Consider the following 23,630-nt stretch of genomic DNA (forward strand, 5'->3'; position numbering starts at 1 on the left):
TCGATAGAGTCACCCCCTTGAATCCGTCCCTGATTGCCATCCTGGCCACGGTCCTGCTCGATGCGATCGGCGTCGGGATCGTGATGCCGATCCTGCCCGGCCTGCTGCGCTCGCTCGCCGGCGCGGGCAGCACCGACACGCACTACGGCGTATTGCTCGCGCTGTACGCGTTCGCGCAGTTCCTGTGCGCGCCGCTGCTCGGCGCGCTGAGCGACCGCTTCGGCCGTCGGCCCGTGCTGCTTGCGTCGCTCGCGGGCGCCGCGCTCGACTACCTGCTGATGGCGCTCGCGCCGACGCTTGCCTGGCTTTACGCGGGGCGGCTGATCGCGGGCATCACGGGCGCGAACGTGGCGGTCGCGACCGCGTACGTCACCGACGTCACGGCCGAACCCGACCGCGCACGGCGCTTCGGCCAGCTCGGCGCGATGATGGGCATCGGCTTCATCGCAGGCCCGCTGATCGGCGGGCTGCTCGGCGCGCTGCACCTGCGCGCGCCGTTCGTCGCGGCCGCGCTGCTCAATGCGCTGAATCTCGTGCTCGTATGGCGCGCGCTGCCGGAATCGCGGCCGCGCTCGGCCCGCGAAGGCCGCGCGGTCGCCGCGCTCAACCCGTTCGCGAGCCTGCGCCGGCTGAGCGGCGCACCCGCGCTCGTGCCGCTGATCGGCATCTACGTGATCGTCGCGCTGGTATCGCAGGCGCCCGCGACGCTGTGGATCCTGTACGGCCAGGAACATTTCGGCTGGTCGACGCCGATCGCGGGGCTGTCGCTCGCGGGCTACGGCGCGTGCCATGCGCTCGCGCAGGCGTTCGCGATCGGGCCGCTGATCGCGCGGCTCGGCGAGCGTCGCGCGCTCGCGCTGGGGCTCGCGGGCGACGCGCTCGGGCTCGCGGTGATCGCGTTCGCGACCGCCGCATGGGTGCCGTTCACGCTGCTGCCGCTGTTCGCGGCGGGCGGCATGACGCTGCCGGCGCTGCAGGCGATGCTCGCGCGGCAGGTCGACGATGCGCGCCAGGGCGAACTGCAGGGCACGCTCGCGAGCGTGGCCAGCCTGATCGGCGTGGCGGGCCCGTTGGTCGTCACCGCGACCTATGCGGCGACGCGCGCGACGTGGCCGGGGCTCGTATGGGCTGCCGCCGCGCTGCTCTATCTGCTCGTGCCGCCGTTGCTGGCCGGCACGCGGCCGGCGGGCGCACCGCGGCCGTCCGCCTGAGCGGCGACAGGCGCCGCCGTACGCATCGCCGCGCTCAGTGCGCGAGCGTCACGAGATTTGCATCGCGCACGAGCTGCCAGCGGCCGCCGGCCTTGCGGAAGATCGTCAGCGTATGGCCCGAGCGGCGGATCGTTTCGCCGCCCGGCGGCGTCGCGTCGATCTCGAGGAAATTGCGCATGTACGCCCAGTCGCCGATCACGCGCAGCTCGTCGATCCGATAGCGGCCGTCGACCTTCGGTGCGTGCTCCGCACCCGCGTTCGCTTCACGCGACGCGGCCGCGAACGCCGCCTTGTCGAACGGCGGCTTGCCGGCCACCATGAAGATCGCGTCGTCGGCGATCAGGTCGAGCACGGTCGCCAGATCGCCGCGCCGGCTCGACACGAACCAGTTTTCCACGAGCTCGCGGATCGCATGTTCGTCTTCGGTCATCGTCGTCCCTCCTTCATCGGCGCCACCCGCGGCACCCGAAAAAAAACCGCCCGGATCGACTCCGGGCGGCTTTTCTTGCTGCATCTGCTGCTGGTGGCGCGTCAGACCACGACCGTCTGCGCCTCGCCTTCGCGGGTCGCACGCACGGTGCCGATCTTCCACACCTGTTCGCCGGCGGCGGTCAGGTCGGCGATCGCTGCATCGGCATCGGCCGCCGCGACGATCACGGCCATGCCGATCCCGCAGTTGAACACGCGGTGCATTTCCGCGTCGGCGACGCCGCCGTGCTCCTGCAGCCACTTGAACAGCGGCGGCAGCGGCCACGCGTTCTGGTCGAGCTCGGCCGTGAGGCCTTCGCGCAGCACGCGCGGAATGTTCTCGACGAGGCCGCCGCCCGTGATGTGCGCCATGCCCTTCACCGACAGCTTCTGCATCAGCGCGAGCAGCGGCTTCACGTAGATGCGCGTGGGTGCCATCAGCGCGTCGGCGAGCGAGCGGCCGTGGAAATCGGCCGACAGGTCGGGGTTCGCGCGCTCGATGATCTTGCGCACGAGCGAGAAGCCGTTCGAGTGGATGCCGCTCGATGCGAGGCCCAGCACCACGTCGCCTTCGGCGATCGTGCTGCCGTCGATGATCTTGCTCTTCTCGACCGCGCCGACCGCAAAGCCGGCCAGGTCGTATTCGCCGTCCGGGTACATGCCCGGCATTTCGGCCGTTTCACCGCCGATCAGCGCGCAGCCCGACAGTTCGCAGCCCTGAGCGATGCCCTTGACGACCGTCGCGGCCGTGTCGACGTCGAGCTTGCCGCACGCGAAGTAGTCGAGGAAGAACAGCGGCTCGGCGCCCTGCACGAGGATGTCGTTCACGCTCATCGCGACCAGATCCTGGCCGACGGTGTCGTGTTTGTTCAGATGAAACGCCAGCTTGAGCTTGGTGCCCACGCCGTCGGTGCCCGACACGAGCACGGGCTCGCGATACTTCTTCGGCACCTCGAACAGCGCGCCGAACCCGCCGATGCCGCCGAGCACGCCGTCGCGCAGGGTTTTCTTCGCAAAAGGCTTGATCTTGTCGATGAGCGCGTCGCCAGCGTCGATGTCGACGCCTGCGTCGCGATAGGACAGACCCTGAGCGTCGGGAGCAGATTTCGGAGGATTCATGGGGGAATGCGAGAAGGTCGGTAAAATGCGATTTTACCCGAAGCCGGCCCGTTGGCCGGAATTCCCAGCACCGAATCGTCAGGGATTGCATCTTGGTCAACACGTCCCCGTTTTCATCGCCCAGCGAGCCGCGCCGAAACCGGCGCGCCGCCGTGCGTGCGGTCGCGCGTGCAGCCCATGGAGCCGCGGTCCCCGGCGCGTGCCCGGCGTACGGCACGCGTATTCTCAACCGACCCGCATTGTGACTGTGTCCCGTCAACTGACGCTCGATCTCGGCACGCCGCCGCCCGCCACGTTCGACAACTTCATCATGAGCGAGGAGAACGACGAGCTCGTCACGCGGCTGCAGAAGCTCGACCTCGCGCTCGCGGCGGGCCCCGTGCCGGACCGGTCGTTCTACATCTGGGGCGAGCCCGGCAGCGGCCGCAGCCACCTGCTGCAGGCGCTCGTGAGCGATGCATCGTACGGCTATGCGCGCTACCTGACGCCGCAGAGCCCGCTCGGCGCGTTCACGTTCGACCCGCGCATCGGCATCTACGCGATCGACGACTGCGACCGGATGACCGACACGCAGCAGGTCGCGCTGTTCAACCTGTTCAACGAAGTCCGCGCGCATCCGTCGAGCGCGTTCGTCGCGGCAGGCCCCGCGGCGCCGCTCGCGCTCGACGTGCGAGAGGATCTGCGCACGCGCCTCGGCTGGGGGCTCGTGTTCCACCTGTCGCCGCCGTCCGACGCCGGCAAGATCGCGGTGCTCAAGCTCGCGGCGAAGGAGCGCGGGATCGCGCTCACCGACGACATCGCCGCCTACCTGCTGACCCATTTCCGCCGCGACATGCCGAGCCTGATGGCGCTGCTCGACGCGCTTGACCGCTTCTCGCTCGAACAGAAACGCGCCGTCACGCTGCCGCTGCTGCGCCGCATGCTCGCGCGTCCCGGCGACGACATCACACCACCGGGCACGGGCCCGAACCGCTTCGAGTAAAATGCGCTTCCATGACTAATCTGGCACTCTTTGACCTCGATCACACGCTGATCCCGACCGATAGCGACCACGAATGGGGCCGCTTCATGGTGAAGCTCGGCATCGTCGACGCGGAAAGCTTCTCGCGTCAGAACGATCAGTTCTTCGCCGACTACAAGGCCGGCAAGCTCGACATCCACGCGTACCTGACGGCGATGCTCACGCCGCTCGCGAAATATTCGCGCGCGCAGCTCGCCGAATGGCACGAGCAGTACATGCACGAGGTGATCCGGCCCGCGATGACGCCCGCCGCGCTCGAACTCGTGCGCAAGCACCTCGACGCGGGCGACCTGTGCTGCGTCGTGACGGCGACCAACGAATTCATCACGCGCCCGATCGCGACCGCGTTCGGCGTCGATACGCTGATCGCATGCGAGGTCGAAACGACCGACGGGCATCCCGATTCGCCGTACACGGGCCGGCCGACCGGCACGCCGAGCTATCGCGAAGGCAAGATCGTGCGTACCGAAGCATGGCTCGCGTCGCTGGGCAAGCACTGGGACGACTTCGCGCACAGCTACTTCTACAGCGACTCGCACAACGACATCCCGCTGCTCGAGAAAGTCACCGACCCGATCGCGACCAACCCTGACGACACGCTGCGTGCGCATGCAAGCACCCGCGGCTGGCGTATCCTCGATTTATTCTGAACGTCGTGATCAAAAAATTCATCCGCAAGCTGCTCGGCCAGGACGAAGCCCAGCAAACGCCCCCCGAAGCGGCTCAGGCCGACGAAGCGGCCCCTGCTGCCCCACGCCCCACGAAAAGCGCACGCGGCGGCACGAAGAAGCCGCGCAGCAACCATGAGCCGACCGTCGTGCCGGCCAGCGTGCACCAGATCGATCCGTCGCTGATCTCGAGAAATGCCGTGCGCGTGACCGACACGCTGCAGCAGGCAGGCTTTCGCGCGTTCATCGTCGGCGGCGCGGTTCGCGACCTGCTGCTCGGCATCGCGCCGAAGGACTTCGACGTCGCGACCGACGCGACGCCGACCGAGGTGCAGCGCCTGTTCCGCCGCGCGCGCCTGATCGGTCGCCGCTTCCAGATCGTCCACGTGCAGTTCGGCCAGGAACTGATCGAGGTGTCGACGTTCCGCGCGCTGGTCGACGCGCCGCCCGAGGCTGCCCCGTCGGCCGAGCCGCCGAGGCGCCTGAAGCGCGACGAACTCGATCGCCGCACGCACGCGGTCGACGCGAGCGGCCGCGTGCTGCGCGACAACGTGTGGGGCGAGCAGCATGAAGATGCCGCGCGCCGCGACTTCACGATCAACGCGATGTACTACGACCCGTCGACGCAGACGGTGCTCGACTACCACGACGGGATGGCCGACATGCGCGCCCGCCTGCTGCGGATGATCGGCGACCCGGCCACGCGCTTCCGCGAGGATCCGGTGCGGATGCTGCGCGTCGTGCGCTTCGCGGCGAAGCTCGGCTTCGAGATCGAGCCGCATACGCGCGAGCCGATCAACGCGCTGGCCGACCTGATCAACAACGTGCCGGCCGCGCGCCTGTTCGACGAAATGCTGAAGCTGCTGCTGTCGGGCCATGCGCTCGCGTGCCTGAAGCAGTTGCGCAAGGAAGGCCTGCACCACGGGCTGCTGCCGCTCCTCGACGTCGTGCTCGAACAGCCGCAGGGCGAGAAGTTCATCACGCTCGCGCTGAACAACACCGACGCGCGCGTGCGCGCCGGCAAGACGGTATCGCCCGGCTTCCTGTTCGCGACGCTGCTGTGGCACGACATGCGCCAGCGCTTCGAGCAATACACGGCCGAAGGCGAGATCCCGGTGCCGGCGCTCCATCGCGCGATGGACGACGTGATCGACATGCAGACCGAGAAACTCGCGATCCACAAGCGCTATTCGGCCGACATGCGCGAAATCTGGGGCCTGCAGTTGCGCCTCGAGAAACGCTCGGGCCGCAGCGCGATGCGGCTGCTGGAACACCAAAGGTTTAGAGCGGGGTATGATTTCCTCCTGTTACGCTGCGAATCCGGCGAGCTCGATGCGGATGTCGGACAGTGGTGGACGGATTTCATCGAAGGCGACGCGGCTGCCCGCGAGGCATTGCTCACGCAGGGCGGCTCGAAGGAAAAATCGCCCCGCAAGCGGCGCCGCCGCGGCGGCGCGCGAAACCGCAAGCCGGGTGAAGGTGCTGCCGAGCAGACACCGGACACCGCGGGCGGTTCCGACGACTGACGCACGCGCCGGCGAACGACGTAGGAAGTGATGCCATGACGGTTGCATATATCGGACTGGGGGCGAATCTCGGCGATGCGCGCCAGACCCTGAAGGACGCGGTGGTGTGCCTCGCACAGCAGCGCACCATCTCGATCCTCGGCAAATCGAGCCTGTATCGCACGGCGCCGTTCGAAGCGGGCGGCGACGACTACTACAACTGCGCCGTCAAGCTCGACACGACGCTGTCTGCCCGCGAGCTGCTCGCGCTCTGCCAGAAGATCGAACATCACTTCGGGCGCGAGCGCCCGTATCGCAACGCGCCGCGCACGCTCGACCTCGACATCCTGCTGTTCGGCGCCGACTCGATCGACGAACCCGACCTGATCGTCCCGCACCCGCGCCTCACCGACCGCGCATTCGCGCTCGTGCCGCTCGTCGAGATCGAGCCGGCACTCGACATCCCCGCGCGCGGCCGCGCCGATGCGTTCCTCGCCGCCGTCGCGGACCAACGCGTCGAAAAGGTACAGACTTGCCAGTGCCTGATGCAGAAGGCGCTCGCGGCCGGCGACGACACCGACAAGAACCGCTGCCGATGAACCCCACTCCGCTGACCGTCACCGCCCCCGACCTGCGCGCCCCGCACCGCTATCTCGTGATCGAAGGCCCGATCGGCGTCGGCAAGACGACGCTCGCGCGCCTGCTCGCCGAGCGCTGGTCGATGCAGACGCTGCTCGAACGCCCACAGGACAACCCGTTCCTCGAACGCTTCTATCGCGACACCGCGCGCTACGCGCTGCCCGTGCAGTTGTCGTTCGCGCTGCAGCGCGCGCAGCAGGCGCGCGAGCTGGTCGGCGCACTGGAAACGGGCCGCCCCGTCGTCGCCGATTTCATGCCGCAGAAGAACGACATCTTCGCGCGGCTGAACCTGCCGGAAGACGAATGGCAGCTCTATCGGTCGATCGCGACGCACGTGGACGTGCCGCAGGCGCCGTCGCCCGACCTCGTCGTCTATCTGCAGGCGAGCCCCGAAGTGCTGTTCTCGCGCATCCAGAAGCGCGGGCTGCCGATGGAACTGCAGATCAGCGACACGTACCTGCGCTCGCTCGTCGACGCGTACAACGAATTCTTCTACCACTACGACCGCACGCCGGTGCTGACGGTCGCCGCGGAACACCTGAACCCGCTGGATTCCCCCGAAGATCTTGCGCTGCTGATCGAGCGCATCGAGACGATGCGCGGCCGCAAGGAATTCTTCGTCAAGGGCGAGACGACGCTCTGACGCGTCCCGCCTGTCGTTCTTCACCCATCGAACCGAATTTCCCATGACCTATCTCCAGGAATCGAGCCGGCCTGCCGTGACGGTGCCCAAGCTGCAGGCAATGCGCGACGCCGGCGATAAGATCGCGATGCTCACGTGCTACGACGCGAGCTTTGCCGCACTGCTCGATCGCGCGGGCGCCGACGTGCTGCTGATCGGCGATTCGCTCGGCAACGTGCTGCAGGGCCATACGACCACGCTGCCCGTCACGCTCGACGACATCGCGTATCACACGGCCTGCGTCGCACGCGCGCAGCCGCGCGCGCTGATCATGGCCGACCTGCCGTTCGGCACGTACGGCACGCCGTCCGACGCATTCGCGAGCGCCGTCAAGCTGATGCGCGCGGGCGCGCAGATGATCAAGCTCGAAGGCGGCGAATGGCTCGCCGATACGATCCGCTTCCTCGTCGAGCGCGCGGTGCCCGTGTGTGCGCACGTGGGTCTCACGCCGCAATCGGTGCACGCGTTCGGCGGCTTCAAGGTGCAGGGCAAGACCGAGGCCGGCGCTGCGCAACTGCTGCGCGATGCGCGCGCGGTCGAAGCGGCCGGCGCGCAGGTCGTCCTGCTCGAGGCCGTGCCGACCCTCGTCGGGGCCGAGGTCACGCACATGCTGCGCGTTCCGACGATCGGCATCGGCGCGGGCGCGGACTGCTCGGGGCAGGTGCTCGTGCTGCACGACATGCTCGGGATCTTCCCCGGCAAGCGGCCGCGCTTCGTGAAGGATTTCATGCAGGGCCAGCCGAACATCCAGGCGGCGGTCGAAGCGTACGTGCGCGCGGTGAAGGACGGTTCGTTCCCCGGTCCGGAACATTCGTTCTGACGTGTACGGCCGGCGGCGCGTTCGCCGGCACCCGGATATGAAAAAAGCGCGGCGCCCTTTGCGGGGCGCCGCGCTTTTTGTTGGTCGCTGCATCGATGAAAAGCGTCGCGGCACCGGCATGAGCGCGGTGTGCGATCCATCGCTTCGTTACTTCAATACCGCGTCGAGCGCGCCGCGCAGCGCGTTGGTCAGCAGCAGCGCCTGCGCGCGCGCAAGATCGTCGCAGGTCACGACGCGCTCCGCCGCACCGAACGCACGGTCATCGAGCAGCACGCCGCGCATCACGCCCGGTAGCACGCCGCACGCCAGCGGCGGCGTCACCCACTGGCCGTCGAGTTTCACGAACAGGTTCGAGCGCCCGCCCTCCGTCACCTCGCCGCGCTCGTTGACGAACAGCATGTCGAAGCCGCCGAGCGCCTCCGCCGCCTGCCACGCGCGGTCGTATTCGGCGCGGCGCGTCGTCTTGTGCAGCAGCAGCGCATCGCTCGCGCGGGTCGGCGCGAACCCGTGCGCGGACGCCAGCAGCACGCCGACCGGCCCCGCAGGCAGCGGCTTGAGCGGGGCCGCGACGATCTCGACCGTGCCGTCCTTCGCGAGCGAGAGCTTCATCCGGTAAGGCCCGTCGCCGTCGAGCGCCGCGCAGCGCGCGTCGATCTCGCGGCGCAACGCATCGGCGTCGAAGCGGAAGCCGAGCGCATCCGCGCCGCGCTGCAGCCGCGCGAGATGACGATCGAGATGCCGGATGCCGTCCGCACGCGTGGCGGCGGTCGTTTCGAACAACTGGAAGCCGGGATCGGCGTCCGTCAGGAATCGCGCTTTCAATTCGCACTCCGCATATTCGTCGGCCGCGACGCTGTCGAGCACGATGCCCGCGCCGACGCCCATCGTGCCGCGGCGCCGGTCGGCGGTTGCGGTTGCCGTTGCCGGATCGCGTGTTTCTTCGGTAGCGGCGGCGGCCGCACCGTCTCCAGCCGCGCCTTCGACGGTAGCAGCCAGCGTCAGCGTGCGGATCGCGACCGACAGACAGAAATCGCCGCAACCGGCCGCGCGATTGCCGCGCGCATCGGAACCGGCGCCGTCCTGCGGCGCATCGAGCCAGCCGATCGCACCCGTATAGAGCCCGCGCGGCGTCGACTCGATCGTGTCGATCAACTGCATCGTCATGTGCTTCGGCGCGCCCGTGATCGATCCGCACGGAAACAGCGCACGCAGCATCTGCGCGAACGTCGTGCCGTCGCGCCAGCCGGCCTCGACCGTCGACGTCATCTGCCACACCGACGCATATGGCTCGACGGAGAACAGCGCCGGCACGCGGACCGTACCGGTGCGCGCGATCCGCGACACGTCGTTGCGCAGCAGGTCGACGATCATCACGTTCTCCGCGCGGTTCTTCGGATCGCTCGCGAGGAACGCGGCAGCTGCCGCATCTTCGCTGGGATCGGCCGAACGCGGCGCGGTGCCCTTCATCGGCCGCGCGCGCAGCACGTCGCCGTGCTTCTCGACGAACAGTTCCGGCGAGCACGACACGACCCACGCGCCGCCCGGCAGCGCGATCAGCGCGCCATAACGCACGGGCTGGCGCGCGCGCAGCCGCCGGTACAGCGCGAGCGGCGTGCCGAATACGTCGAAATTCAGCCGGTACGTGTAGTTGATCTGGTACGAATCGCCCGCGCGCAGCGCGTCGTGCACCGCGGCGATCGCCGCGTCGAACGCGTCGCGCGACACGCTCTTCGCGACATGCGCGACGCCCGCGATCGACGGCGAACCGCCGCCGTCCTGCTGCGCGAGCCACGCGTCGACTTCGTCGCGCGACAAGCGCTCGCAGCGCGCATACAGCAAAAAGCGCAGCGGGGCATCGCCCGGCTGCGCTCGTTGCAGGTTGCGTCCGAATTCGTAATCGCCGACGACCACCGCATGCAGCCCGTCGCGCAGGTCCTGCGCCACCGCCGCGTCGATTTCGTCGAGCCGCGCCGGATCCGTGCACACGCGTTCGTGCACGAAGCCGGAATACAAGCGACTCGACCGCGCGGACGCGGTCGAGTCGCAATCGTCCAAGAGCGCGAACGACGCGCTCTCGCTGCCTTCAGTCATGCCGTTACTCGAAGAAGCTCTTCACACGGTCGAACCAGCTCTTGCTCTGCGGGCTGTGACGCGCGCCGCCCTCGGCCAGCGACTTCTCGAACTGCTTGAGCAGGTCGCGCTGTTGGTCGGTCAGCTTCACGGGCGTCTCGACCTGCACGTGCACGTACAGATCGCCCGCGATGCTCGAACGCAGCCCCTTGATGCCCTTGCCGCGCAGGCGGAACGTCTTGCCCGACTGCGTGCCTTCCGGCACCGGGAACGACGCACGGCCGGCCAGCGTCGGCACCTCGATCTCGCCGCCGAGCGCGGCGGTCGTAAACGGGATCGGCATCTGGCAGTGGAGATCGTCGCCGTCGCGCTCGAACACCGAGTGCGGCTTGATGTGGATCTCGACGTACAGGTCGCCCGGCGGCCCGCCGTTGATGCCCGGCTCGCCGTTGCCGGCCGAGCGGATCCGCATCCCGTCGTCGATCCCGGCCGGGATCTTCACTTCGAGCGTCTTGGTTTCCTTCACCTTGCCCGACCCGTGGCAGTGCACGCACGGCTCAGGGATATAGGTGCCCGTGCCATGGCACTTCGGGCAGGTCTGCTGGATGCTGAAGAAGCCCTGCGACATGCGCACCGTGCCCTGGCCGTGACAGGTCGGGCAGGTTTCCGGCTTCGTGCCGGGCTTCGCGCCCGACCCGTGACAGACCTCGCACGACACCCAGCTCGGCACGCGGATCTGCGTGTCGTAGCCGTGCGCGGCCTGCTCGAGCGTGATTTCCATGCTGTAGCGCAGGTCGGCGCCGCGGTACACCTGCGGGCCGCCGCGGCCGCCGCGCGCGGCGCCGCCCGCGGCCTGGCCGAAGATATCGCCGAAGATGTCGCCGAATGCATCCGCGAAGCCGCCGAAGCCCTGTGCGCCCGCACCGCCCATGTTCGGATCGACGCCCGCGTGGCCGTACTGGTCGTACGCGGCCCGCTTCTGGCTGTCCGACAGCATTTCATAGGCCTCCTTCACCTCCTTGAAATGCTCTTCCGCATCCTTGCTGTCCGGATTGCGGTCAGGGTGATACTTCATCGCAAGCTTGCGATATGCCTTCTTGATTTCGTCGTCGCCCGCATTCTTCGCGACGCCCAGAACCTCGTAGTAATCCCGTTTCGCCATATCGATTCACTGTGCCGCCACGCATCGCGCACGCGGCGGCTCCTTTCGCCCGCAGTAAAGTCTCTCGACTCGTCTGGCGCTGCGCCCGTCCGCGGACGGCTCGCGCAGCACCCGCCAAAAAACAAATGTGCCCGGAGGGCCGCGAAGCCCGCCAGGCGTGGAGTCGATCCGGCCATCCGGAAGGAAAGACAGACCGCTTGTCAGCCGCGCCGCGCGCGTTCGAGCGCGCGGCGTGCGGTGCCGTTGCAACCCGGCTTAGTCCTTCTTCACTTCCTTGAACTCGGCGTCGACGACGTCGTCGGCAGCCTGCTGCGCGCCACCCGCGTGGGCCGCGCCTTCCGCTGCACCCGCCGCGCCGGCGGCACCCGCCTGCTGGGCCTGCATGTCGGCGTACATCTTCTCGCCGAGCTTCTGCGAAACCTTGCCGAGTTCCTCGACCTTCGCGTCGATCGCCGCCTTGTCGGCCGACGTGTCCTTCAGCACTTCCTCGAGCGACTTCAGCGACGCTTCGATCGCTTCCTTCTCGCCCGCGTCCAGCTTGTCGCCGTACTCGGCGAGCGCCTTCTTCGTGCTGTGGACCAGTGCGTCGCCCTGGTTGCGCGAATCGGCCAGCTCGCGCAGCTTGTGGTCTTCCGCTGCGTTCGCTTCCGCGTCCTTGATCATCTGGTCGATTTCAGCCTCGGACAGACCCGAGTTGGCCTTGATCGTGATCTTGTTTTCCTTGCCGGTCGCCTTGTCCTTCGCGCCGACGTGCAGGATGCCGTTCGCGTCGATGTCGAAGGTCACTTCGATCTGCGGCACGCCGCGCGGTGCCGGCGGGATGCCTTCGAGGTTGAACTCGCCGAGCAGCTTGTTGCCTGCCGCCATTTCGCGTTCGCCCTGGAACACCTTGATCGTCACGGCGCCCTGGTTGTCGTCCGCCGTCGAATACACCTGCGCGTGCTTCGTCGGGATCGTCGTGTTCTTGCTGATCATCTTCGTCATCACGCCACCGAGCGTCTCGATGCCGAGCGACAGCGGGGTCACGTCGAGCAGCAGCACGTCCTTGCGGTCGCCCGACAGGACCTGGCCCTGGATCGCCGCGCCAACCGCGACGGCTTCGTCCGGGTTCACGTCACGGCGCGGATCCTTGCCGAAGAACTCCTTCACCTTCTCCATGACCTTCGGCATGCGGGTCTGGCCGCCGACCAGGATCACGTCGTCGATGTCCGACACCTTGACGCCCGCGTCCTTGATCGCGATGCGGCACGGTTCGATCGTGCGCTCGACGAGGTCTTCCACCAGCGCTTCCAGCTTCGCGCGGGTGATCTTCAGGTTCAAGTGCTTCGGGCCCGACGCGTCCGCCGTGATGTACGGCAGGTTGATTTCGGTCTGCTGGCTCGACGACAGCTCGATCTTCGCCTTTTCGGCGGCTTCCTTCAGGCGTTGCAGCGCGAGCACGTCCTTCGACAGGTCGACGCCCTGCTCCTTCTTGAACTCGCCGATGATGTAATCGATGATGCGCTGGTCGAAGTCTTCGCCGCCGAGGAACGTATCGCCGTTGGTCGACAGCACTTCGAACTGCATTTCGCCGTCGACGTCCGCGATCTCGATGATCGACACGTCGAACGTGCCGCCGCCGAGGTCATACACGGCGATCTTGCGGTCGCCCTTCTCTGCCTTGTCGAGGCCGAACGCGAGCGCGGCTGCCGTCGGCTCGTTGATGATCCGCTTGACTTCGAGGCCCGCGATGCGGCCGGCGTCCTTGGTCGCCTGGCGCTGGCTGTCGTTGAAGTAAGCCGGCACCGTGATCACGGCTTCCGTGACCGGCTCGCCGAGGTAGTCTTCGGCCGTCTTCTTCATCTTGCGCAGCACTTCCGCCGAAACCTGCGGCGGCGCGAGCTTTTCGCCATGTGCCTCGACCCATGCATCGCCGTTGTCGGCCTTGATGATGGTGTACGGCATCAGGCCGATGTCCTTCTGGACTTCCTTCTCTTCGAAGCGGCGGCCGATCAGGCGCTTCACCGCGAACAGCGTGTTCTTCGGGTTGGTCACCGACTGACGCTTGGCCGGCGCGCCGACGAGCACTTCGTTGTCGTCCATGTACGCGATGATCGACGGCGTGGTGCGCGTGCCTTCCGAGTTCTCGATGACCTTGACCTGGTTGCCTTCCATGATGGCGACGCACGAGTTCGTGGTGCCGAGGTCAATACCGATGATCTTTCCCATTTTCCTAATCTCCAGAAATGCCTGTTTGCTGCACGAAACCCTGCCTTTTTTGGCGGTTTCGCGCGCCAGAATTCAACTCTGTTTCCGAAATGCGTCCGTCCGGTCCGTTTTCAAGACCCGACAGGCGATGCGGATATTAAATTTTTTCAATCGCCACGGGCTACCGGATCGCCGGCCGCCGGATCGCCGGCCGCCGGATCGCCGCCAGCCGATTCACGGCTTGCCGCCGCGATCTTCGCGCGCGCCGCCGAAACGGCCGCCTGGAACTGCGCGAGGCCATGCCAGCCCGTCGCGCGGCCGAGCGCTTGCCGCGGTGGAAGAAGAACCACGTCGGCACGCCGTGCAGCCCGAAGCGGCGCCCGAGCTGATGGTGTTCGTACACGTTGCAATGGAACCACTTCAGGTCCAGCGCGCGGATCGCGTCCGGCTGGGCGAGCATCGCCTTCTTCGCGATCTCGCAGTTGAAGCAGTCGACGCCCCAGAAGAACACCACCGCGAGCGCGTCGCCGGCGCCTTCGATCCCCGCGTCGAACGTGTCGGCGGCCAGCGCCTGCATGTCGAACGCGTCGAAAGCGGCCGGATCGACGCCGGCGGGAACCATCGCGACGGCCTTACTTCGGCTGCGCGACGGTGACGAGCGCCGGACGCAGCACGCGGTCGGCGATCGTATAGCCCTTTTGCAGCACCGCGACGACGGTGTTCGGCTCCTGCTCGGCCGGCACCATCGAAATCGCCTGGTGCTGGTGCGGATCGAACTTCTCGCCGACCGGGTTGATCGCGACGACGCGGCCCTTCTCGAGCGCGCTCGTCAGCTGGCGCAGCGTCAGTTCGACGCCTTCGCGCACCTTCGCTATGTCGCCGGACGTGTCGCTGACGGCCGCTTCCAGGCTGTCCAGCACGGGCAGCAGGTGTTCCGCGAAGCTCTCGATCGCGAACTTGTGCGCCTTCGAGACGTCGTCCTGCGCGCGGCGGCGCACGTTCTCGGTCTCGGCCTTCGCCCGCAGGAAGCTCTCCTGCAGCTCGGCGACCTTGGCTTGAGCCTCCGCGAGCGCCGCGTCGGCTGCTTCGGCGGCGGGAGCGGCGCCTTGCGCCGCCTGCTTCTCGCTGCCGATGTCTTCGGCCGATTGGGTAGACGGGTTCTCTTGCGTGTTTTCCATGTCGCTGAAAGTCGATTAGAGGTTGAAGCCAAATCGGCAACCGCCGGATCGTATACCCGGCGGCACCGCACATCGTTGGTGCAAATAAGGGTGAAAACTGCGATTTCAAGAGGGTTATTCGCCGGCATTCTCCAATGCCGCGAAACAACCGCGCGTCTCGCCGGTGCATTCCCCGCAGAGTTCGCCAGACCGGGCGAAACGGGCTGTAACAACGCTTACCAGGCAAGTACTAGCTCGGCACAGCGCGGCTGCACTACACTCCAGTCAAGCGTCGGAAAAGCGTGTTTACCCTAGCTGACCGTCGCCTTACATCCAATCCACCTGGCGCCGTTTTCACCCTTCTTCTCGAGGGGAGTACCGTGAAACTGACCTTTGCGATATCGGTGGTCGCGCTGGTACTCATTGCCGGCACCACCACCATCTGCCTGTCGGGAGCCGTTACCGACCGCACGACCGAATACGGAAGCGCGCGGGCGACCTTCGACCAGATGTTCAGCTCCCACCAGAAAATCTGTCGATGATGCGCCGGTCGCGCTTCGTCGGCCGGCCGTGCAGTTCGGCCGCCGGCTCGCGATACGTGCGGCGCCGCTCCAGTTCGGCGAGCCGCGCGGCCCGCCCCGCTTCCGTTTCCACGTAAAGCGTCTGCGCGACGCTCGCGGGCCCGCGCACGTCGCACACGCCCAGCACGGCAATGTGCCAGACGATGCCGTCGATCGCAATCTCGACCTCGTCGCCGACGCGCACCTCCTTCGCCGGCTTGACCGCCGCGCCGCCGATCTTCACGTGCCCCTTGTCGACTGCATCGGTCGCGAGCGAGCGCGTCTTGAAGAACCGGGCCGCCCACAGCCATTTGTCGATGCGCAGCTTCGCGCCCGGTTCAGTGGAAATCTTGTAGTTCATGTCGGCCTCCGCCGGGCCGCCCCAAGGAGGCCAACCGCCTCCCCAGGGCGCAGCGAATGAAGCGAGCGAGCGATTCGTTCCATGTCAGCTCACCGTTTCGGGCTGCGCGGCCCTGACGGGCCAGCCCTGCAGGTTCTCGGCGACGATCTCGCCGATCGCGCCGAGCCACGCGGGCGCGCCGTTCAGGCACGGAATGCGGTGGAATGCCTTGCCGCCGCCGGCGAGGAATTCGTCGCGCACTTCCATGCCGATCTCCTCGATCGTCTCCAGGCAATCGGCCGTGAAGCCGGGGCAGAACACGTCGGCCCGCCGCACGCCGGCCTCGCCGAACTCGCGCAGCGTCGGCGCCGTATAAGGCTGCAGCCATTCGGCCTTGCCGAAGCGCGACTGGAAGGTGACGCGGCATTCGGTCGTCGACAGCCCGAGCGCGGCCATCAGCAGCGCGCCCGTCTGCTGGCACTGGTCGTGATAAGGGTCGCCGAGGTCGAGCGTGCGCTTCGGCACGCCGTGAAAGCTCAGCACGAGCTTGTCGCCGGCCGCGAAGTCGGGCCGGCCGTGCTGCGCCCAGTACTGGCGCACCTGTTCGGCAAGCGCGTGGATATAGGCCGGATGGTCGGCGTAGTGCCGCACCGTGCGCACCTCCGGCTGGTTGCGCATGCGCGCGAGCGCGCCGAATGCGGCATCGAACGCGGTGGCCGTGGTCGATGCCGAGTATTGCGGATACATCGGCATCAGCAGCACGCGCTCGACGCCCGAGCGCTTGAACTGCGCGAGCGCGTGCGCAATGTTCGGGCTGCCGTAGCGCATCGCGTAATCGACCAGCACGTGATAGCCGTTCGACACGAGCAGATGCCGCACGCCGTCGGTCTGGCGCTCGGTGTGCACGCGCAGCGGCGAGCCCTCGGGCATCCACACGGCCGCGTATTTCTTCGCGGACGCGCGGCCGCGCAGCGGCAGGATCAGCGTGCGCAGCAGCACCTGCCAGACGGCCTGCGGGATTTCGACGACCCGCGGATCCGACAGGAATTCGGCCAGATAGCGCCGCACCGCGCGCGGCGTGGGGGCGTCGGGCGTGCCGAGATTGATCAGCAGCACGCCGATGCGATGGGCGGCCGCGGTGCTCGAAGGCGGCTCAAGATCGAAACGCATGGGCAAGAACGTGCTCGGGGCACGGGACCGGACGGCTCTCAATTATAGCGGGCCGCCCCGTGCCGTTCGGCCGACTGTCGGCGCAGGCGGCGCCGCGGCACGATGACGGGGCGGGATCGGGCTGGTTACCGCTGGCTATTGCTGGCTCAGCGTGAGCGACAGCAGGCGCGCGGTGATGTCGACGATCGGTATCACGCGGTTGTACGCCATGCGGGTCGGGCCGATCACGCCGAGCGTGCCGACGATCTGCCCGTTCACCTCGTAAGGCGCGGTGACGACGCTCATTTCCTCGATCGGCACGAGCGTCGATTCGCCGCCGATGAAGATCTGCACGCCCTGGGCGTGGCTCGACACGTCGAGCAGTTGCAGGAGGCCCGTCTTTTGGTCGAACACGTCGAACAGCTTGCGCAGCCGCGCCATGTCGGACGAAAGATCCGCCACCTCGAGCAGGTTGCGCTCGCCGGAAATCAGCACGGTGTCCTCGGTGTCGGGCACCTCGGTACTGGCCGTCACGGCCGCGTGCATCAGCGTGGTCATGTCGCCGCGCAACTGGTCGATCTCGTCGCGCAGGCGGCGGCGCACCTCATCGAAAGACAGGCCGGCGAAATGCGCGTTGATGTAGTTGGACGCCTCGGTCAGCTGCGACGGCGAATAGTCGCGCGGCGTCGCGAGCATCCGGTTCTGCACGTCGCCCTCGGGCGTGACGATGATCAGCAGGATGCGCTTGTCCGACAGGCGCATGAACTCGATCTGCTTGAACACGTGGCTGCGGCGCGGCGTCAGCACGACGCCCGCGAACTGCGACAGGTTCGACAGCACGCTCGCGGCGGCAGCCACCACCCGCTGCTGCGGCTCGCCGGCCTGCAGCGTGTTCTGCACCTGCCGCGCGACGGCCTCGGCGTCGATCGGCGCCTCGACCGTCAGCATCGTGTCGACGAACAGCCGGTAGCCGCGCGGCGTCGGCACGCGGCCGGCCGACGTGTGCGGGCTCGACACGAGGCCGAGCTCCTCCAGGTCGGACATCACGTTGCGGATCGTCGCCGGGCTCAGCTCGAGCCCGGAATAACGGGACAACGTGCGCGATCCGACTGGCTGACCGTCGGCGATATACCGTTCGATCAGGGTTTTCAGGAGGGTTCGTGCGCGAGGATCTAGCATGGTGGAAAATTTTAGCGCAACCGCGCGACCGCGGCGAGTGGCGTCGGCCACCGTTGCGCGGGCCGGCACGATCCGGCCCCGTCCGCGCACAGCCGGTTCTTTTCGTCAACGAGCTATGGTGTAATGCCGGCATGAAAACCGGTAATCAGTTCAATACTGTCGCGCTCGTCGGCCGGAGCAACACGCCCGGCATCGCCGAGCCGCTCGCCACACTGGCTGCCAGCCTAGCGAAGCTGGGCTTCGAGGTCGTCTTCGAAGGCGATACCGCGCGCGAGTTCGGCATCACCGGCTATCCGGCGCTCACCCCGGCCGAAATCGGGGCGCGTGCGGACGTGGCGGTCGTGCTGGGCGGCGACGGCACGATGCTTGGCATCGGCCGCCAGCTCGCGCCGTACCGGACACCGCTGATCGGGATCAACCACGGGCGGCTCGGCTTCATCACGGACATCGCGGCGGCCGACATGCACGCGCTCGTCCCCGTGATGCTGGCGGGCAAGTTCGAGCGCGAGGAGCGCTCGCTGCTCGAGGCCAGGATCATGCGCGACGGCGAACCGATCTACCACGCGCTCGCGTTCAACGACGTCGTCGTGAACCGCAGCGGCTTCTCCGGGATGGTCGAGCTGCGCGCGTCGGTCGACGGCCGGTACATGTACAACCAGCGTTCGGACGGCCTGATCGTCGCCACGCCGACGGGCTCGACCGCGTATGCGCTGTCGTCGGCCGGCCCGATCCTCCATCCGCAGCTTCAGGGCATCGTGCTCGTGCCGATCGCGCCGCACGCGCTGTCGAACCGGCCGATCGTGCTGCCCGACGAATCCAAGATCGCGATCCAGATCGTCGGCGGGCGCGACGTCAACGTGAACTTCGACATGCAGTCGTTCACCTCGCTCGAACTGAACGACACGATCGAGGTACGCCGCTCGAAGCACACGGTGCCGTTCCTGCACCCGATCGGCTATAGCTACTACGCGACGCTGCGCAAGAAGCTGCACTGGAACGAACACGCGTCGAACGAAGACGACGACACGGCGTCCTGACGCCTCACCGCCCGACACCATGCTCCGCCACCTCTCGATCCGCGACTTCGTCATCGTGGCCGCGCTCGATCTCGAATTCGACAGCGGCTTTTCCGTCTTTTCCGGCGAAACCGGCGCCGGGAAATCGATCCTGATCGACGCCCTCGCCCTCGCGCTCGGCGAACGTGCCGACGCGAGCGTCGTACGCACCGGCTGCGGCCGCGCCGACATCACGGCCGAATTCACGCCGCACGACCGCGTCGCGCGCTGGCTCGACGAACACGCGTTCGACGCCGAGGACACCGTGATGCTGCGCCGCGTGATCGACGCGAACGGCCGGTCGCGCGCGTTCATCAACGGCACCAGCGCGACGCTCGCGCAACTGCGCGAACTCGGCGAGATGCTCGTCGACATCCACGGCCAGCATGCGCACCAGTTGCTGATGCGGCCCGACGCGCAGCGCGAGCTGTTCGACACGCACGCGGGGCTCGTCGCCGATGCCGCGAACGTCGCGCGCGCGTGGCGCGTCTGGCGCGACGCGACGCAGGCGATCGACGCCGCGAAGGCGCACGAGCGCGAGCTGCAGCTCGAACGCGAAAAGCTCGCGTGGCAGCTCGCGGAGCTCGACAAGCTCGCGCCGCAAGCCGGCGAATGGGACGAAGTCAGCAACGAGCACAAGCGCCTGTCGCATTCGGCGAACCTGATCGAAGGCGTGCGCGGCGCGCTCAACGCGCTGTCCGAGTCCGACGACGCGATGCTCGCGCAGCTCGGCGCGATCGTGTCGAAGCTGCGCAGCCTCGCCGACTACGACACCGCGCTCGGCGACGCACTCGCGTCGCTCGAACCGGCCGAAATCCAGCTGCAGGAAGCCGTCTATTCGCTGTCGCACTATGCGCAGCGCGTCGATCTCGATCCCGAGCGGCTCGCGCAGGTCGAAACGCGTCTCGATGCGCTGCACTCGACCGCCCGCAAGTTCCGGCTACCGCCCGACACGCTGCACGAAGAACATGCGGCTCGCCGCGCGCAGCTCGCCGCGCTTGACGCGGCCGCCGATCTCGGCGCGCTCGAGGCGGTGCAGGCCAAGGCGCGGGAAGCTTATCTCGCCGACGCGAAACACCTGTCGAAGGCGCGCGCGCAGGCCGCCAAGGCGCTGGGCACGGCCGTCACGGCCGGCATGCAGGAACTGTCGATGGCAGGCGGAAGTTTCGAAGTCGCGCTCGTGCCGCTCGCCGACGGCGGCCCGCACGGGCTCGAGCAGGTCGAGTTCCGGGTCGCCGGGCATGCCGGCGTGCCGCTGCGGCCGCTCGCAAAGGTCGCGTCGGGCGGCGAGCTCGCGCGGATCAGCCTCGCGCTCGCCGTGATCGCGAGCGCGGCGAGCCCGACGCCGACGCTGATCTTCGACGAAGTCGATACAGGGATCGGCGGCGGCGTCGCCGAAGTGGTCGGCCGCCTGCTGCACCAGCTCGGGCGCGACCGCCAGGTGCTGTGCGTGACGCACCTGCCGCAGGTCGCCGCGCGCGGCGACCACCACTTCCAGGTCGCAAAGGGTGCCGACGACCGCGGCGGCACGGTGTCGACGGTCGTCGCGCTCGATCGCGCCAACCGGATCGAGGAAGTCGCGCGGATGCTCGGCGGGCTCGAGATCACGGCGACGACGCGCAAACACGCGAAGGAAATGCTGGCGGCCTGACGCGGCCGTCAGACTGTCCCGCCCACGCCGAACGGGCTCGCACCGTTCGGCTTTCAGCGCGGAGCGCCTGCGGATGAAGCGCCCGCAACCCGCCCCGCCCTCGTTCAAACGTTCGTTTCAATCGCCCCGAACACACGTGTCCACAGCGCGGTCACGGCCGCCCGCTCGTCGGCCACCTCGGCCGGATCGACGCGCGCCTTCTCCATCCCGTCGAGTCGCAGCTTGTGCTGCAGCTTCCGGTACTTGCGGTAGGCCGCGCCGACGCGTTCGGCCTCGTCCGCGCCCATCAGCCCGAAGCGCGCGACCTCGCGCAGCAGCGCGATGTTGCCCGTGTTGCGGATCAGCTCGGCGTCGCTCGACGCGTGCAGCAGCACCCAGTACTGGACGATGAACTCGATGTCGACCATCCCGCCGCGATCGTGCTTCAGGTCGAACAGCTCGGTCTGGTTCGGGTGGCCGGCAAACACCTTGCCGCGCATGTCGACGATCTCCTTCGCGAGCACGCCGCCGTCGCGCGGCGTCGTCAGCACCTGCTGGCGGATCGCCTCGAAGTCCGCGCCGATCTGCGCGTCGCCCGCGCTGTAGCGGGCGCGTGTCAGCGCCTGGTGCTCCCATACCCACGCGGTATTCGCGGCGTCGCCCTCGCGCAGTTGGTAGCGGCGGAACGCGTCGAGATCGGTGACAAGCAGCCCTGCCTCGCCATTCGGCCGCAGCCGCAGGTCGATGTCGAACAGCGCGCCCGCGCCCGTCGCCGTCGTGAGCCACGTGATGAGCCGCCGTGTGAAGGTCGTGTAGACGTCCGCCGAGCGCTCGTCGGGGTCGTCGTACAGGAAGATCAGGTCGAGATCCGATGCGTAGCCGAGTTCCTTGCCGCCCAGCTTGCCGTACGCGATCACCGCGAATTTCGGCACGTCGCGATGGCGCTTCGCGAGCTGCGACCAGACGACCTCGATCGTCACGTCGAGCACCGCGTCGGCCAGCTCGGACAGCCGGTCGCTCACATGCTCGACCGACAGCTGCCCGGCGAGATCGATCAGCAGGATCCGGAACACCTCGGCGTGCTGCGCGTGCCGCAGCAGGTCCATCTGTTGCTCGGGGCCGTCGGCCGCCGCGAGGCGCGCGCGCAGCGCGTCCTTGAACGCGGGCCAGTCGAACGGGCTCGCGATCGCCTCGTCGTCGAGCAGTTCGTCGAGCAGCTGCGGGTGGCGGATCAGGTAACCGCCGCCCCAGCGCGTCGCGCCGAGCACCGACAGCACGCGGTCGAGCGCGGCCGGATATTCGGTCAGCAGCGCGAGATAGACGCCGCGCCGGCTGACCGTCTCGAGCAGGTCGAACAGGCGCACGATCGTGTCGTCGCGGCGCGCGGCGTCGATCCGCGGCGCGGCCTCCAGCGCGCGTTGGGCAACGCGGTCGAAGCGGTGCCGGCTCTTTTCCGGCAGGCCCGTGTAGCGCGACGATTGCCAGACCGCGCGCAGCCGCGCGAGCACCGCCGCCGGATCGGCGAAGCCGAGGCCGTCGAGACGGGCCGCGAGTGCGTCGTCCTCGCCGTCGTCGGCGAGCGCGCCGCTCCAGATCCACGCGGCGGCCGTCTCTTCGCCTGCGCCGCAGGGCGCGCCGGTCACCTTGTCGGCGAAGATCTGGTCGAACTGCGCCTCGACGAAGTTCCGGTACTCGTCCAGCACCGTCATCAGCGCCGCATAATCGGCAAAGCCGAGCGACGCGGCCAGTGCCGCGCGTTCGTCGGGCTCGACCGGCATCGCGTGCGTCTGCGCGTCGTTGCGGTACTGCAGCCGGTGCTCGAGCGTGCGCAGGAATGTGTAAGCGTCGGTCAGGCGTGCGCACACGTCCTCGCCGATCAGCCCTCGCGCCTGCGCATGGCGCAGCACCGCGAGCGTCGGCCGCACGCGGAACTCCGCATCCTGGCCGCCGCGGATCAACTGGAACACCTGCGCGCTGAACTCGATCTCGCGAATCCCGCCGCGGCCGAGCTTGATGTCGTCGGCCTTGTCGGGCCGCATCGACGCGCGGCGCGCGGCTTCCTGCCGAATCTGCTGGTGCAGCGAACGGATCGCGCCGATCACGCCGAAATCGAGATAGCGGCGATACACGAACGGCTTGACGATCGACTCGAGCTGCGACTCCAGCCGCCGCGCCGCGTCGCTGTCGCCTTCCGACACGAGCCGCCCCTTGATCCATGCATAGCGCTCCCATTCGCGCCCCTGCACGTAGAAATATTCCTCGAGCATCCCGATGCTGCACACGAGCGGCCCCGAATCGCCGTTCGGGCGCAGCCGCATGTCGACGCGAAACACGTAGCCGTCGGCCGTGACCTCGGACAGCACGCCGATCAGGCGCCGGCCGAGCCGCGTGAAGTATTCCTGCGTGGACAGCGGCGCGCGCGCGCCGCCGGTCGTCTCGCCGTCGTCCTCGTACACGAAGATCAGGTCGATGTCCGACGACACGTTCAGCTCGCGGCCGCCGAGCTTGCCCATCCCGACCACGCCGAGCACGACGCGCTGGCCGTCGGCGCCGCGCGGCTCGCCGTACTGCGCCTCGAGTTCGGCCGACAGCAGCGCGAGCGACCGCTGCACGGCCACTTCGGCGAGATCGGTCATCGCGCCCGTCACCTCGGCGACGTCCGCCAGCCCGCGCAGGTCGCGCTCCGCGATCGCGCCGAACGCCTCGGCGCGCAGTTGCCGCAGCGCGCGCTTCAGTTGCTCCTCGGACGGCGCGGCCGCGCCGTCCGGCATCGCGAGCAGTTCGGTGAGGCGCGCATCGAGCTGCGCACGAGCGAGCGGCGCGGCGGCCCACGCGGCCACCTGCTCGGCCAGTGCGGGCCGCGCGGCGGCCGCGCGCGCGATATAACGGGAATAAGACGTGCTGATCAGGGCGGAAGCGTCGGTCATCGAGAAGCGGGCCTGGCGGTAAGGCCGGCCGGCGCGGGCAAACGCGTGCGCGCCCCGCTGCCGGCCGGCCCCGTGGACTCG

The 23,630-nt window shown here is 68.1% G+C and carries 20 protein-coding genes and 1 pseudogene; 10 read left to right on the top strand and 11 right to left on the bottom strand.

From position 1 onward, the window contains the following. The first annotated feature begins 17 nt into the window (after positions 1 to 17). A complete protein-coding gene (gene tet(64) / locus ACM6JT_RS30290) occupies positions 18 to 1,211 on the top strand; it encodes a tetracycline efflux MFS transporter Tet(64) (protein WP_034182805.1) in 1,194 nt (397 codons plus the stop codon). 34 nt (positions 1,212 to 1,245) lie between these two features. Here the strand turns inward: tet(64) and ACM6JT_RS30295 are convergent, their stop codons facing one another. Both ACM6JT_RS30295 and purM read right to left on the bottom strand, forming a co-directional pair. Further along, complete coding sequence (locus ACM6JT_RS30295) at positions 1,246 to 1,641, bottom strand: YybH family protein (protein WP_034183413.1); 396 nt, start codon at positions 1,639 to 1,641, stop codon at positions 1,246 to 1,248. Between the two features lie 101 nt (positions 1,642 to 1,742). Further along, positions 1,743 to 2,798: a phosphoribosylformylglycinamidine cyclo-ligase gene (purM, locus tag ACM6JT_RS30300; protein ID WP_034182804.1), complete on the bottom strand. Its 1,056-nt coding sequence runs from the start codon at positions 2,796 to 2,798 to the stop codon at positions 1,743 to 1,745. Positions 2,799 to 3,039: 241 nt separating this feature from the next. Between purM and hda the strand changes: the two genes are divergently transcribed. From hda to panB, 6 genes are read left to right on the top strand one after another with little or no spacing between them, the layout of a single operon-like run. Further along, positions 3,040 to 3,780, top strand: a complete 741-nt coding sequence (gene hda / locus ACM6JT_RS30305; RefSeq protein WP_279388899.1) for a DnaA regulatory inactivator Hda — start codon at positions 3,040 to 3,042, stop codon at positions 3,778 to 3,780. An 11-nt stretch (positions 3,781 to 3,791) separates the two neighbouring features. Beyond that, the gene (locus ACM6JT_RS30310) at positions 3,792 to 4,469 is read left to right on the top strand and encodes an HAD family hydrolase (RefSeq protein WP_034182802.1); all 678 of its coding nucleotides are present in this window, start codon (positions 3,792 to 3,794) and stop codon (positions 4,467 to 4,469) included. A 5-nt stretch (positions 4,470 to 4,474) separates the two neighbouring features. Then, positions 4,475 to 6,013 carry a polynucleotide adenylyltransferase PcnB gene (pcnB, locus tag ACM6JT_RS30315; protein WP_414857836.1) on the top strand — a complete coding sequence of 513 codons (1,539 nt, stop codon included), beginning with the start codon at positions 4,475 to 4,477 and terminating at the stop codon, positions 6,011 to 6,013. 35 nt (positions 6,014 to 6,048) lie between these two features. Further along, entirely contained in the window at positions 6,049 to 6,591 is a 543-nt protein-coding gene (gene folK / locus ACM6JT_RS30320) for a 2-amino-4-hydroxy-6-hydroxymethyldihydropteridine diphosphokinase (RefSeq protein ID WP_034182800.1), read from the top strand. Continuing rightward, positions 6,588 to 7,274, top strand: coding sequence for a deoxynucleoside kinase (locus ACM6JT_RS30325; protein ID WP_034182799.1), 687 nt, complete (start codon positions 6,588 to 6,590; stop codon positions 7,272 to 7,274). The genes folK and ACM6JT_RS30325 overlap by 4 nt, the downstream gene beginning before the upstream one ends. 43 nt (positions 7,275 to 7,317) lie before the next feature. Beyond that, positions 7,318 to 8,133 (top strand): 3-methyl-2-oxobutanoate hydroxymethyltransferase, encoded by an 816-nt coding sequence (panB, locus tag ACM6JT_RS30330; protein WP_034182798.1) that lies wholly within the window; start codon positions 7,318 to 7,320, stop codon positions 8,131 to 8,133. Between the two features lie 147 nt (positions 8,134 to 8,280). Here the strand turns inward: panB and ACM6JT_RS30335 are convergent, their stop codons facing one another. The 5 genes and pseudogenes from ACM6JT_RS30335 to grpE form a co-directional block, all read right to left on the bottom strand. Continuing rightward, a complete protein-coding gene (locus tag ACM6JT_RS30335) occupies positions 8,281 to 10,224 on the bottom strand; it encodes a chorismate-binding protein (protein WP_414857837.1) in 1,944 nt (647 codons plus the stop codon). A gap of 4 nt (positions 10,225 to 10,228) precedes the next feature. Continuing rightward, the gene (gene dnaJ / locus ACM6JT_RS30340) at positions 10,229 to 11,365 is read right to left on the bottom strand and encodes a molecular chaperone DnaJ (RefSeq protein ID WP_034182796.1); all 1,137 of its coding nucleotides are present in this window, start codon (positions 11,363 to 11,365) and stop codon (positions 10,229 to 10,231) included. A 255-nt stretch (positions 11,366 to 11,620) separates the two neighbouring features. Next, entirely contained in the window at positions 11,621 to 13,573 is a 1,953-nt protein-coding gene (gene dnaK / locus ACM6JT_RS30345) for a molecular chaperone DnaK (RefSeq protein ID WP_034182795.1), read from the bottom strand. A gap of 146 nt (positions 13,574 to 13,719) precedes the next feature. Beyond that, positions 13,720 to 14,174 (bottom strand): annotated as a pseudogene (locus ACM6JT_RS30350) (thioredoxin family protein). Positions 14,175 to 14,184: 10 nt separating this feature from the next. Next, a complete protein-coding gene (grpE, locus tag ACM6JT_RS30355) occupies positions 14,185 to 14,730 on the bottom strand; it encodes a nucleotide exchange factor GrpE (RefSeq protein ID WP_217588255.1) in 546 nt (181 codons plus the stop codon). 359 nt (positions 14,731 to 15,089) lie between these two features. Here grpE and ACM6JT_RS30360 point away from each other — a divergent pair, with 359 nt between their 5' ends. After that, positions 15,090 to 15,251 (top strand): hypothetical protein, encoded by a 162-nt coding sequence (locus ACM6JT_RS30360; RefSeq protein ID WP_006476841.1) that lies wholly within the window; start codon positions 15,090 to 15,092, stop codon positions 15,249 to 15,251. Here ACM6JT_RS30360 and ACM6JT_RS30365 read toward each other — a convergent pair. From ACM6JT_RS30365 to hrcA, 3 genes are all read right to left on the bottom strand, one after another. Further along, positions 15,223 to 15,630 carry an RNA-binding S4 domain-containing protein gene (locus ACM6JT_RS30365; RefSeq protein ID WP_034182792.1) on the bottom strand — a complete coding sequence of 136 codons (408 nt, stop codon included), beginning with the start codon at positions 15,628 to 15,630 and terminating at the stop codon, positions 15,223 to 15,225. The two genes, ACM6JT_RS30360 and ACM6JT_RS30365, sit on opposite strands and share 29 nt — an antisense overlap. A gap of 84 nt (positions 15,631 to 15,714) precedes the next feature. Beyond that, positions 15,715 to 16,779, bottom strand: a complete 1,065-nt coding sequence (gene hemH / locus ACM6JT_RS30370; protein ID WP_034182791.1) for a ferrochelatase — start codon at positions 16,777 to 16,779, stop codon at positions 15,715 to 15,717. A gap of 135 nt (positions 16,780 to 16,914) precedes the next feature. Continuing rightward, the gene (gene hrcA, locus ACM6JT_RS30375) at positions 16,915 to 17,937 is read right to left on the bottom strand and encodes a heat-inducible transcriptional repressor HrcA (protein ID WP_011544637.1); all 1,023 of its coding nucleotides are present in this window, start codon (positions 17,935 to 17,937) and stop codon (positions 16,915 to 16,917) included. Positions 17,938 to 18,068: 131 nt separating this feature from the next. Here hrcA and ACM6JT_RS30380 point away from each other — a divergent pair, with 131 nt between their 5' ends. After that, positions 18,069 to 18,974, top strand: a complete 906-nt coding sequence (locus ACM6JT_RS30380) for an NAD kinase (RefSeq protein WP_034182790.1) — start codon at positions 18,069 to 18,071, stop codon at positions 18,972 to 18,974. Positions 18,975 to 18,993: 19 nt separating this feature from the next. After that, positions 18,994 to 20,643, top strand: coding sequence for a DNA repair protein RecN (recN, locus tag ACM6JT_RS30385; protein ID WP_034182789.1), 1,650 nt, complete (start codon positions 18,994 to 18,996; stop codon positions 20,641 to 20,643). 104 nt (positions 20,644 to 20,747) lie between these two features. Here recN and glnE read toward each other — a convergent pair whose 3' ends face one another. After that, entirely contained in the window at positions 20,748 to 23,549 is a 2,802-nt protein-coding gene (gene glnE / locus ACM6JT_RS30390) for a bifunctional [glutamate--ammonia ligase]-adenylyl-L-tyrosine phosphorylase/[glutamate--ammonia-ligase] adenylyltransferase (RefSeq protein WP_414857838.1), read from the bottom strand. Positions 23,550 to 23,630 lie beyond the last annotated feature (81 nt).

It is taken from the genome of Burkholderia sp. IT-111MI5 (genome assembly GCF_949752865.1).
Classification (GTDB): domain Bacteria; phylum Pseudomonadota; class Gammaproteobacteria; order Burkholderiales; family Burkholderiaceae; genus Burkholderia; species Burkholderia pyrrocinia_C.